Here is a 13,021-nt window from a genome sequence, read left to right as displayed (position 1 = left end):
TTCTAATAAACAATCAGCTATACTTGCTAAGAAAATATAGCTAAAAAGAAAATATGCCAAGAATCCAGATTACTCAAAGATTTCTGTGGCATATTTTACTTAAACATCTATCCCTAAAACTATGTTTTAGTATCTTTAATTAATCTTCAGAATCGTACTCTCCCGAAAGAGCGTATTTTCCAAAAATCAACAATCCACCCGTAATGATTGGCGTAAGCACAAGCATGATGATAATACCAAACACTAAATCTTCTTGTTTGCCCGAAGCAAATTTTGGAAGACCTAAAACTGTAATTCCAAAGTATGCGGTCGCTAAACCTAAGAGTATCCAAACTACTCCTAATATTTTTTTGATTCCGTTCATGTTTCTTTTATGTTTTGACTGTCTGAAAGGCTTTTCGATTTTCGATTTTCGATTTTCGATTTTCGATTTTCGATTTTCGATTTTCGATTTTCGATTTTCGATTTTCGATTTTCGATTTTAAAGAAATTGACTTTCAGACAGTTGAGTTCAAAATTTACAATAATATTTTAAAATACTTGAATGAATGATTTGAGATATTAATAGATTTTTAATTTATCTAATAAAACTAATCACCAATAACTAATCCACCAGTAACCAGTAACTAATCACCAATAACCAGTAACTAATCACTAAATTTCCTTTAGTCTCTGATACTCTTATCTTCTTTGATATACAATAAACCAATTACAAAACATACTCCTGCCACAATCATTGGGTATTTCAAACCTTCTAAGTATGGTTGTGCATTTACGATTGCTTGTCCTGCTTTTTCAGCTACATCATTGGCATCTTTAGCCGTTGATACTAAGTAAGTTGCGATAGCTGGCATCAATCCACCGAATACACCGTTACCAATGTGATACGGTAATGACATTGATGTGTAGCGAATCTTCACTGGGAACATTTCTACTAAGAATGCCGCAATTGGACCGTAAGCCATTGTTACAAATATCAACTGAATAAATACCATCATAATCAAAGTCCATTTATCAGAATCATTGATTTTAACCGTTTTAGTTACTTCTGCTTTTGGTTGGTCAGCTTCTGCTTTTCCTGCTACGATAGTCAATTTTTTAACTTCTTTGTAAGTTGTTCCGTCAACGTAAGATTTGTTAGTTGTTGTGGTAATCAATGAATCTGTTGTTGATTTTGGAGCTAATTCTCTCTTCACCTCAACTTTCGTATTGGCAGTAACTTCTTCTTTATTCTTTAAATTAGTGGTTTGGTACATTTTTTCGTAAATCGGACGGTAACATAATACACCCAATAACATACCTGTCAACATGATACCTTTACGACCAATTTTATCCGACAACCATCCAAATAATACGAAGAACGGTGTTCCTAACATCAAGGCAATAATCAAAAGTGTGTTTGCTTGGTCAAAGTCAATATTCATGATTTTCAATAAGAAAGTCTGAGCATAAAATTGTCCTGTGTACCAAATAACACCTTGCCCCATTGTTGCTCCAAATAAGGCTAATAATACAAATTTGAAGTTCAATTTATTACCAAACGATTCTTTCAAAGGATTTACAGACGTTTTACCTTCGGCTTTTGCTTTGGCAAAAAGTGGAGATTCCGACATATTCTTACGAATCAAAACCGACACATAAACCATGATGATTGATACCAAGAAAGGAATTCTCCATCCCCAATCTTCCCAAGAAGCTTTTTCCATTGAGTTTTTCGTAACCAAGATTACTCCCAATGAAATAAACAAACCTGCCGTTGCCGTAATCTGAATCCACGAAGTCCAAAAACCACGCTGACCTGCTGGCGAGTGTTCGGCTACGTAAGTGGCGGCTCCACCGTATTCACCACCAAGGGCAAGACCTTGTAAAAGTCTGAGTACCAATACTAACAGCGGAGCAAAGAAACCAATTGTTTCGTATTTGGGAACTAAACCAATCGCAAACGTGGCACCACCCATCAATACGAGCGTAACCATAAAAGTGTATTTTCTACCAATCAAATCGCCAAGACGACCAAAAAATAATGCTCCAAAAGGACGAACCACGAAACCCGCAGCAAAAGTGGCCAATGTTGAAAGAAATGCCGCCGTTGGGTTATCTTTCGGGAAAAATTGAGTGGAAATAATAGTCGCTAAACTACCAAAAATGTAAAAATCGTACCATTCGATGAGCGTTCCAACTGAGGATGCTCCAATAATGGCTGCTAATCCTTTAGTCGAAGTTTTTTCTGTATGTGTTGACATAACGATAATAAGGGGTTATTTGAGTGATTTTGAGTGTTTTTCTTTAAAAATTATAAACCATAACTGCCGCAACACGACCGTTGGTAGCATCGAAAGCTCTTCCTAATGAACTTGTACTTGCCTTAAATGAAATAGATGTTGGCAAAGAACCATCTGCATTTGGCACATTGCCATCAATATCTGCCCATTTCATGATTGACAATTCGTATTCAAGAGCTAATTTCATTTTGCCAGAATAGAAATCAATTCTTGGAGCAATTCTCAACAAATTATCAAAAGTACGCCCAGTACCAGTACTGATGCCTCTTCCCTGAAATGCTAAAGTTCCCGCTCTAACACTACTACTCGAAATAGCATTAGATAGACCTAAATTCTGCAAATATCCTACAAAAACGGCTGGTTGAACTTTTTTAGATTTTGTTGAAATAAATTCTCCCCACATATTCAATTGATTTTGTGCTGAATATTTCCATTCTCCAGTTGTGGCATCTCTATATTCTGCAAAACCGCCCATACCTACGTACTGTGTGTAACTTTGTCCATAAGTAGTATGAAATTTCATCGTTACTTTATCAGTTGTCAATTTTGCAAACGCTAACAAATTGAGTGTAAACAAACTACTACCGATATTTTTCTGCACATTACCTGTTCCTGTTCCGCCATAAACTCCCGTAGAAGTATTTTTTGTATCGGTAATTTTTGGGGTTAAAGTATTTCCTTCAAAACCAACAGTTGCCAAAAACTTCTTGTTTTCATATCCTAATTGAGCCGCAAAAGCTGGAGTAGTAGAATATTTCTGAGCATCTACTCCAGAACCTACTGCAAATGTTCCTGCGGGACTAAAACCTGCTAAATCATAACCGAAAATCATTCCCATCAATGACATTTCTTTTCCTAATTTGTGTGTCAAACGAACTTGTGGAACGAATGAGAAAGGATTGAAAGGAATACCTGTACTAAAATTGGCAGTTCCTGGAAAACATTTTGGAATAAAATTCGGATTCCAATATTGACCAATCATTAATTGATTTTTCGTCCAATCCATTGCCACAAAAGCATGACGAAGACGTAATAAATTCTCTGTCCCACTTCCAGAACCTCCTGTACCGTTGGTAATTCCGAAAAAGTCGGTTTCTAAAGTTCCAGAGATTTTTGCTCCAAAAGCAGAAATTCCACCCATTCTTACTCCCAAGCGTGTCACAATTGCCGAATACCCTAATTGCGGAACTGCGTTGGCATCATCATTGGGATTAGCCGTCAAAGTTGTTCCAGTTCTTGTCGGAAGATTGGTGGCATCCAAAGGATAAACATCTAAAACTCCGTCTCTTAAATCCAGATTTCGGCGAGAATTATAATAAACATCATTTCTCAAAAATCCGTAAACTGTCACTTTTTGTTCTGCTGGTGGAGCAGGAGCTGGCGTAGCAGTTGTTGTACTTGTACTGGTTGTTGCTGGAGTTTGTTGGGCGAAAATCTGGCAATTAGCCAGCACTCCGCCCAACAGACAGAGTATTACTTTCTTCATGACACTAATGGTTTCTTATGGTTTTGTTTTGTTATATTTTGTACTAAAAAATGATTTTTTTGTACAATGATGAGCCAAAGGTCATAAAAAAAACTATACAGTCAATAGCAATGATATACTCTTGCTATTTTTGTATAGTTTTATACTATTTTTCAAACAAAACAACCTTTAAAATAACCCAATAGGCACATTTAACGATTGTATAATCTGCTTAATGTTTTAATCTTTCCCATTTAATGAGCATAAATTTATCTCCAAGCTCCGTCACAATCATTCCAGCATCTCTAAGGTTTTCTCTTTCGCTATAAAAAGCCACTAATTCCCTGTGATTCATGATTTTATAGGTTGGGTAATACTCTGAATTTTTAGGAATTTTTATTTGATATTTCTTTACCCAATTCATCACAGAAACGTGAGAAACGCCTAAAAGTCGCTCAATTTCCCGATAACTCACACCTTCTATATACAATTGTAGGGCTTTAATAACGTAATAAGTTGAAATGCCTTTACCCATTTTTTCAACCGTAAAGTTATAATTACAGTCTTTGCATTTAAAGCGTTGTTTTTCATTGATAACGCCACTTTTTGTTATATTATTACCATCACAACGGGGACAATTTGGATTTTTCATATAAATAATGTGATATAGTACATTTAGCAAATCTATATTAAATAAGCAACAAAATGAAATTTGTTCGAAATAAAATTTATTGGCACTTTAAGTATGTTTAACACGAATTTTTCAAAATAAAATTCTGTAAACCAAAAAATAGCCAAATATTATTCGTTTTGTACAACAAGCACTATCAAGTGTTGTATTTATCCAAGATTAACTTATCAATTTTGTCACCGCTACTTTCAGTTTTTCTCTTGCCTGACGTTTTTGAAGGATTATAGGCTCAATAACCCGCTCTTTACAATCCATTAAACTACAACGCTCACAGGTTTCATTGACTTTTCTATGGAGTAAAGCAGAATCACTCAGAAAATTTACACTACTTTTCAAATTATCATCAATCGCAAAACCCAAAGTAATACTACTGTTCACAATTTTGTTTGGTGGTGAAGGTTTTGCTAAACAAATCACTAAGTAATTATTTTCAGTATCAATATATTCCGAAATTTGAGCTTTACAAATAACCTCTTCAGCATCATATCCATTGGCTTTTTGTTCATTTTCCAAATCTTTCAAAATGGTTAACGACAACCACCTCCGACAATAATGTTCGTTCATGGCGGTTCCGTGTGGCGTGTGCAATTTGGTCAGGTGCATTTCCTTGGTCAAATGAAATGAATTATGGTCAACTTGATTATTGAATCGAAGGAAAAATAGATTTTTAATTTTAAAATGGCTCGTCATCACATTCGACAAACGGTGCATAAATACTTCGGGCGTTACGCTGAACAAACGCATGATGTTTAAAAGCATGGCAGCATCCCATTTTGGCGAAGCAAAAAAGTACGTCAAACGACCAATCAGAATGTCTTTATTCACCAAAATTGCTCCCGCAAAATATGAAGCTCTAAAATTATTCAAGACTTGCTCAAACGATTCAACTTCTAAAACCGAAGAAATCATTGGGCGATTTTTGAGTTGTAAATATTGATACCCAATTTCTCGACCGTAAGAAAACGCCTTCTGCTCGGTACTCAAAGTTTTATTGATAAGCAGTTTATTATTTTTAGGGTCAAAAACCGAACGAACCGTGATTAAATCGGGATATTGCTCAGGCGTAAACTCTTCAATGCGATAGTGATAGAAGTTTTCGAGAATATCTTTCAAAAGTTTTTCGTTGGGCGAAGTCGTAGGCGTAATTTCAAATAAAGTCCGAAACTTTTGAGCCGACTCTTCTAAATCTTCAAAATAATTATCGTGCATTTCTTGGTACGACCGCAAAACGGAGAAGTAAAACTGCTCCACTCGCATATCATAATTCCGACTAATTTCAATAATGGTACTGATAAATGCCGATATTTTAGCGGGTGCTTGCGACATCAATTCAATAAAATCGGAAGGTTCAATGCCAAAAATTTCCAAAGGCAGTTCCGTTAAAATATTAGAATTGAGCAATTCTGCGATGGGTTCTAATTGTTTATTGAGCTTTAAAGACACCAACGAATCATAATCCACCTCAAAAGCACTCGCCAAAGCCATGATTTTTTCGGTCTTGGGATATTTCTTTCCTTTCTCAATTTCATTCAGATAAGAAATCGAAAGATTAGATTTTTCAGCGACTTCACTTAATGATAATTTTTTATCAAGACGAAGCTGTCTAATTTTCAGTCCAAAAATGATTTTTACTTTGTCGGTATTAATGCTCATAATTTTATTTTTTTTCAAAATTAGTGAAATATCGCTAAACTTTTCTTCCCAAAAACACCAACAGCGAATATTCGCTTGAGTTGTTTTCTTTAAAAGACCTATTTTCAACAAAATTACTTAGACTTTTTCCAAAAAACGTATGACTTTTTAAAGAAATTTCGCTGATTTTTATTTTTAGCGAAATTTCGCTTGTTTTTATAATTTCGCTTTATTAGGTTTGTCATAGAAATCAGAACAAGGTTAAGATTTCAAGAATACTTCTTCCAGAATAAATAAGGATACATAACAAAGCAAATAAAGACATGATAAAATCAATTCACGGCGTAGAGATATTAGGAGAAATAACTCCGCATTACGAAGAAATTTTGACAGAAGATGCCATCGTTTTCATTCGAGATTTACACCGAATGTTCAACAAGCAACGCAAACAACTTTTGCAAAAACGCAAAGACTTACAGGAAGAAATCAATCAAGGTAAAAAATTAAATTTTCTTGAGAATAAAGCAGCTATTCGTGATATTAATTGGGTGGTTGCTCCTATTCCTGCTGATTTACAAGATAGACGTACCGAAATCACGGGGCCAGTAGATAGACGCATGGTTATCAATGCGTTAAACTCTGGAGCGAAGGTTTTTATGGCAGATTTTGAAGATGCCAATACGCCATCGTGGCATAATTTATTGGACGGACAAATTAACCTGCGTGATGCCATCAGAAAACAAATTGACTTTACGGCTGATAATGGAAAAAATTATGCTTTGAAAGAATTTGTAGCCGTTTTGAAAGTTCGTCCAAGGGGTTGGCACATGGAAGAAAATCACGTTTTTATTGATGGGGCACCCATTTCTGCTTCAATATTCGACTTTGGTTTGTATTTCTTTCATAATGCTTGGGAATTGGTAAAACGTGGAAGCGGCCCTTATTTCTATCTTCCAAAAATCGAAAGTCACCTTGAAGCACAACTTTGGAATGACATTTTCATCGCCGCTCAGGAAGCCATAGAAATGCCAAGAGCAACTATCAAAGCCACTGTTTTGATTGAAACCATCACGGCAGCTTTTGAAATGGATGAAATTTTATACGTATTGCGTGAACACATTGCGGGCTTAAATGCAGGACGTTGGGATTATATTTTCTCGTGCATCAAAAAATTTCATAGATTTTCGGATTGTATTCTTCCCGACCGTTCACAGGTTACGATGTCCGTACCATTTATGCGTGCTTACGCCAAACTTTTGGTAAAAACTTGTCACAAACGCAAGGCTCATGCCATCGGAGGAATGTCAGCGTATATACCAAGTCGTAAGGACGAAAGTATTAATAAATTAGCTTTTGAAAAGGTAAATGCCGACAAAGAATTGGAAGCATCAACGGGTTTTGATGGTACTTGGGTTGCTCACCCCGACTTAGTGCCAGTGGCTTTACAACCATTCAACAAGGTTTTGAGAGAGAATCCGCACCAAAAACACATATTATTAGAAAACGAAAATATTACGGCTGAAGAATTGACAAATTTCAGTATTCCAGATGCTTGCATTACCGAAGCAGGCATACGCATGAATATACAAGTGGGTATTTTGTACATTGAATCTTGGTTGAGAGGCATCGGGGCAGCAGCAATTCATAATTTGATGGAGGATGCTGCCACCGCTGAAATTTCGAGAGCTCAACTTTGGCAATGGCTTCATCACCGTGCTAAAACCTATTATGGTGTAACGATTGATATTTCGATGTACAAATTCTTTTTGGCAGATGAAATACAAAAAATTAAAGATATGGTGGGCGAAGACAATTATTTCAATGGTAGATTTTTCGATGCCATTAATCTATTTGACAAATTGGTTACGCAAAAGAAATTTGATTTATTCCTAACTACTGAGGCATATTCAACACTTTTATCTACCGAAGAGGTGGAGATATAATTCACAACTAATTAACATCAAGCATTTATAACAAAACAAAATCATGAAAATTTCACAAGAAGACCGCATTCAACAATTAATTACAGATTGGACAACAAATCCACGTTGGAAAGGCGTAGAACGTCCATACACCGCCGAAGATGTAGCTCGTTTGGCAGGTTCGTATCAATTTGATTATAGCATTGCCCGCATGGGTGCAGAACGCCTTTGGAATTTATTGCACACCGACGAATGGGTGGCTGGCTTAGGTGCGTTAACGGGAAATCAAGCCGTACAAGAAGTACAAGCAGGAATGAAAGCCATTTATTTGAGTGGTTGGCAAGTAGCTGCTGATGCCAATTTATCAGGAAATATGTATCCTGACCAAAGTTTGTATCCTGCCGATAGTGTTCCGAATGTGGTAAAAAGAATCAACAACGCTTTGTTACGTGCCGACCAAATTCAGTCGGTTAGTGGCGACCAAGATATTCATTGGATGGTGCCAATTGTAGCCGATGCCGAAGCAGGTTTTGGCGGAAATCTAAACGCATTTGAATTGATGAAATGGATGATTGAAGCGGGTGCATCGGGTGTTCACTTTGAAGACCAATTATCATCTGCTAAAAAATGTGGACACTTAGGAGGTAAAGTTTTAGTACCTACGCAAGAAGCCATCAATAAATTGGTAGCGGCACGTTTGGCGGCTGACGTTTGTGGCGTTCCAACTTTGGTAATTGCCCGAACTGATGCAGAAGCAGCCAATTTGATTACCTCTGACGTGGACGAAAGAGACGTGCCATTTGTAGATTATGAAAAAGGTAGAACGTCGGAAGGCTTCTTTCATGTAAGAAATGGTTTGCAACAAGGTATCGACCGAGGATTAAGTTATGCACCTTATGCAGATTTAATTTGGATGGAAACTGGAAATCCAGATTTAGAAATGGCTCGTGCATTTGCTGAAGGTATTCACGCAAAATTCCCTGGGAAAATGTTGGCTTACAATTGTTCGCCATCTTTCAATTGGGCAAAATTTATGGACGAAGAGAAAATGGCAACTTTCAGAGAAGAATTAGCGGCAATGGGCTATAAATTTCAATTTATCACCTTAGCGGGTTTCCATGCCTTAAATACAGCAATGTTTGAATTATCGGCTGACTATGTGGCAAATGGCATGGCAGGTTTCTCGAAATTACAACAAAGAGAATTTGCCTTACAATCAAAAGGATTCAAAGCCATCAAACACCAAGCCTTCGTGGGAACTGGTTATTTTGATGCCATTCAGAATACTGTAACAAGCGGTTTATCGTCAACAGGAGCATTAAAAGGCTCGACCGAAGAAGAACAATTTCATTAATAATAAGTAGAGAATTAGTTTTGGGGATAATACAAAAACCTGCTCTAAAAATTGAGCAGGTTTTTTTTGTAACACAGACTTCAGTCTGTATTATAATTATTCGGCACAACTATTTGTCTGCGACAAATTTAGACCACAGATTAAACTGATTTTACAGATTTACACAGATATAGAGTATGACATAACTTATTGAAATTGGAACTTCCCGAAATAATTCCGTTAGGGGTTAAACTTTCGGGAAGTTGAACCAAATTATTAAATTTCGGCACTATCAACTATTTGTCTGCGACAAATTTAGACCACAGATTGTACTGATTCAACTGATTTACACGGATAAATTTAAAGAAAAATCAGTGCAAATCTGTTTTATCTGTTCTATCCGTGGTCTAATTTTGTCTTGCGACAAATAGTAGATAATTCCGTTAAATTTTACTTCTCATAAGTTATGTCGCAGTCTATAAAATAAATAATAATAATCAGCGAAAATCAGTATAATCCGTTCTATCTGTGGTCTATTGTTTGTCTTGTAACAAACCCTGTATAGTTGCGTTTTTATTTCAACAATTCATCAAATGACAATGAAACATAAAACATCGAACCAACACTTGGATTACCAAAAGCCGTCACATAAGATTTACCCACAAGGTTAGTTCCTCCAATTTTCAGGATAGATTTTAAAGAGGTTATTTTCTTTGAAATCTGAGCATCTAACGTTGAAAAGGCAGGAACAATTGTACTATTGGCATCAAAACCTGCTGTAAAAGCTGACTGCCAAACAAAAGCATCTTGATAACGCAAAATTACGTTAAAACCAAAACCCGTATTGGCTACATTACGATTACTAAAACTGGCATTAAATTTATAAGCAGGCGTATTAAACTCGGGTCTTCCGCCATTGGCAATAATATTTTGGTCAAATTGCTTCAACTGATTGTACGATACATTTCCACCGATTAAATATCCTTTTCCAAGTCGATAATCAAGCCCTAATGACCAACCTTCTGTAATCGTTTCACCCTCAGACGAAGCTGGCAATTGATACACTTGACGAGTATTTGCTGACAAAATTCCCGCAGGATTATTAGTCGTTGATTGAATCAAAATTTCAGAATACACAAAGTTTTTGTATTTGCTATAAAAATAACTTCCATCAATGAATAATCTATCACCAATCAATCCACGATACCCAATTTCATACGATTGTACTGATTCTGGACGGAATTTTTTGAATTGATATGGTTTTAAAACTCCCGAAGTTAAAGCCGTTTTAATTCCTTGTTGTGTTGACAATGTACTTACTAAAGTTGCAATATTTGCTGCCGTCGGAGCAACGCCATATTTTACTGCAAACGCCTGTGGATTCGTCTGTGCTTCAGTTTGTAAGCCTACCGCAATTGCAGGAGCAGCCGCCGTTGCACGTGTTTTTACCTCTTCTCCAAAAGCAGCAACATTGGCAGGCGAATAAGCAGGATTTGTTCCGTCTGGACTTAAATTATATTTGGTGATAAATTCAGACAAACCGCCAATTAACGTAGCCTGATTAGTTTTGATGTCAATATATTGGTTTTGAACAGGAGGAATTCTAAAACCAGTTTGGAAAGAAGTACGAATATGGTGATTATCCCAAGGAGAAACGACTAAGGCTAATCTTGGCGAAAATTGTCCTTCAAAATTTTCATTTTTATCATAACGTCCCGACGCTACCACCTTCAAACCACCATCCAGTAATGTTTTTGATACTTGTAAATAACTTCCCCATTCTTTCACAGAAATTTCACGACCATTTTTGTCTGGGTAAAAAGTTCCTCCCGAATTTAGTTGATAAATACGGTAATTTCCTCCCATAATTATCTCCGCAAATTTCACTTGGTTTTTGAAATTATACATTCCTTCAAATTGGTACAAACTGGTATTATCTTGCAAGTGAGCCCCACCAAAAGGATATAAAGGATTAGAAACATCACCTACATTTAGCGTTTTAACACTATTCAAAGCATCATTAAATGCCTGAGAATTAGGCAAAGGTCTATTTGTATCTGCCACTCCACGAGCAACATTATGAGCTGCAATACCCGTAACGCCTGTCTGTAATGCTTTCAGATACGATGTCAAATAAGTAGGATACCAAACTCTGCTTCCTCCTCCCCATCGTTCATTAAGTAACTGTCCTGCCAAACTGGTAGCAAAAGAATCTCCCGAATTTTCTTGCGTTTTATAACCCCTAATAAAGAAATTAGAGCCTCTCAATTCTAATTTACTTTGCATTCCTGTAAAATTATTGAAAGAATAACGGTCATTTCCTAAATAAGCCGTTGTACCTGTTCCATACATAAAAACGCCAATTGCCTCAATGTTTTCAGATAAACGATAATGAAGAGCAACGTTTCCTTTAATCGTTTTGGCTTCTGGAGCAATCAAATCAGATTCTGAATAAGGAGTACGAGTAACATAAGTACCTTGTGGGATAAAATTCAGAGCCGTTGCTGGCAATAAATTTAAACCAATCATTTGTTCAGCCACCAAACGTAAATCTTGCACCGTTTGGTCACCATAATTATTGACACCATTATAAGCAGGATTATTTTGTTGTGAACTTCCTGCCAAAAAATTCTTGTTGCCATCTCCATAATTGGTAGCCGCCCAATCGTTTTGAGCCTTCATATAAGAGAAGTTAATTTTTACCCCAAACTTATCATTAAATGACTGAGCCCAACGAATACTAAAATCATAAAAAGGTGAATTGACACGACTACGATTTTCTTCATGAGTCATCCCTGTTTTAAGATTTGCACTCAAGCCTTTGAATAAAAAAGGACTTTTCGTATTCATCAAAAGAATACCATTTACCGCATTTGGACCATATAAAGCTGAAGACGTTCCAGGTAAAAATTCGGCACTTTCCATATCAATATCAGAAGTCGCCCCAATTGTTCCAATAGAAAAATTTAAACCTGGAGCCTGATTATCAATCCCATCTACCAATTGTACCAAGCGGTTATTTCCACTGGCATTAAAACCACGTGAATTGATAGACGTAAAAGTGATTGATTGCGTACTAAAATCTACCCCTTTTAGATATTTTAGGCTTTCCAAAAAGTTGAACGAAGGGTTCGCTTGAATGGCACGGCTATCAATTTTCTCAATTGAAACGGGCGAATTCATCACATTTTCTTCAATACGAGCTGCCGCCACCACAACTTCTTCACTTTGTGTAACCTGTTCTATCAAAGCAATCTTGATTTCGGCTTGTGGTTTAGTAATACTGATTTCTTGTGTTTTGTAACCTACGTACGAAATCGCCAGTTTAAAAGGTAACTCAACATTAGTATATAGCGTAAAAGTACCATTAAAATTAGTGGTTGTTCCAGTCACTTTTCCTTTAATAGTAATATTGACACCTACTAAGGCATCTCCAGTACCAGCATCAGTAATAAGACCTGTAATTTTTGCTTGTGAAAAAGAAGCAAAGGTTACTAAGAAAAAAAGTAACGTTAAGCCGACATTTTTAGTAAAATTATTCATACAATTTAAGGACGGACGAAGACATCCACGTTTATGTGTTTTGAAATAAATGTGTTAAATAAACACGTATTATTTAGGTTTTTTATCATTATCAAAATGAAAAACATTAATTTATCAAGACAGTTTTCTTGTTTAATTCCTAAATTTTTTTGT

Annotated in this window: 8 protein-coding genes; 2 read left to right on the top strand and 6 right to left on the bottom strand. The window is 36.2% G+C overall.

Translation table 11 applies throughout. From position 1 onward, the window contains the following. Positions 1 to 139: 139 nt before the first annotated feature. The 5 genes from VB796_RS07495 to VB796_RS07475 form a co-directional block, all read right to left on the bottom strand. Positions 140 to 364 (bottom strand): DUF6814 family protein, encoded by a 225-nt coding sequence (locus VB796_RS07495; RefSeq protein ID WP_323345902.1) that lies wholly within the window; start codon positions 362 to 364, stop codon positions 140 to 142. Between the two features lie 301 nt (positions 365 to 665). Next, entirely contained in the window at positions 666 to 2,243 is a 1,578-nt protein-coding gene (locus VB796_RS07490) for an MFS transporter (protein ID WP_323345901.1), read from the bottom strand. Between the two features lie 43 nt (positions 2,244 to 2,286). Further along, entirely contained in the window at positions 2,287 to 3,768 is a 1,482-nt protein-coding gene (locus tag VB796_RS07485) for a hypothetical protein (RefSeq protein WP_323345900.1), read from the bottom strand. A gap of 211 nt (positions 3,769 to 3,979) precedes the next feature. Beyond that, a complete protein-coding gene (locus VB796_RS07480) occupies positions 3,980 to 4,399 on the bottom strand; it encodes a transposase-like zinc-binding domain-containing protein (RefSeq protein WP_323345899.1) in 420 nt (139 codons plus the stop codon). Positions 4,400 to 4,597: 198 nt separating this feature from the next. Further along, positions 4,598 to 6,091, bottom strand: a complete 1,494-nt coding sequence (locus tag VB796_RS07475) for a helix-turn-helix domain-containing protein (RefSeq protein ID WP_323345898.1) — start codon at positions 6,089 to 6,091, stop codon at positions 4,598 to 4,600. A 302-nt stretch (positions 6,092 to 6,393) separates the two neighbouring features. Here VB796_RS07475 and aceB point away from each other — a divergent pair, with 302 nt between their 5' ends. Then, positions 6,394 to 8,013, top strand: a complete 1,620-nt coding sequence (gene aceB / locus VB796_RS07470) for a malate synthase A (RefSeq protein WP_323345897.1) — start codon at positions 6,394 to 6,396, stop codon at positions 8,011 to 8,013. A 43-nt stretch (positions 8,014 to 8,056) separates the two neighbouring features. Beyond that, entirely contained in the window at positions 8,057 to 9,346 is a 1,290-nt protein-coding gene (gene aceA / locus VB796_RS07465; RefSeq protein ID WP_416233517.1) for an isocitrate lyase, read from the top strand. 552 nt (positions 9,347 to 9,898) lie between these two features. Here aceA and VB796_RS07460 read toward each other — a convergent pair. Further along, complete coding sequence (locus VB796_RS07460) at positions 9,899 to 12,868, bottom strand: TonB-dependent receptor (RefSeq protein WP_323345896.1); 2,970 nt, start codon at positions 12,866 to 12,868, stop codon at positions 9,899 to 9,901. Positions 12,869 to 13,021 lie beyond the last annotated feature (153 nt).

It is taken from the genome of Arcicella sp. LKC2W (assembly GCF_034931005.1).
Lineage (GTDB): Bacteria > Bacteroidota > Bacteroidia > Cytophagales > Spirosomataceae > Arcicella.
The sequence above is the reverse complement of the archived record's forward strand: the minus strand, read 5'-3'. Positions and strand labels throughout refer to the sequence as shown.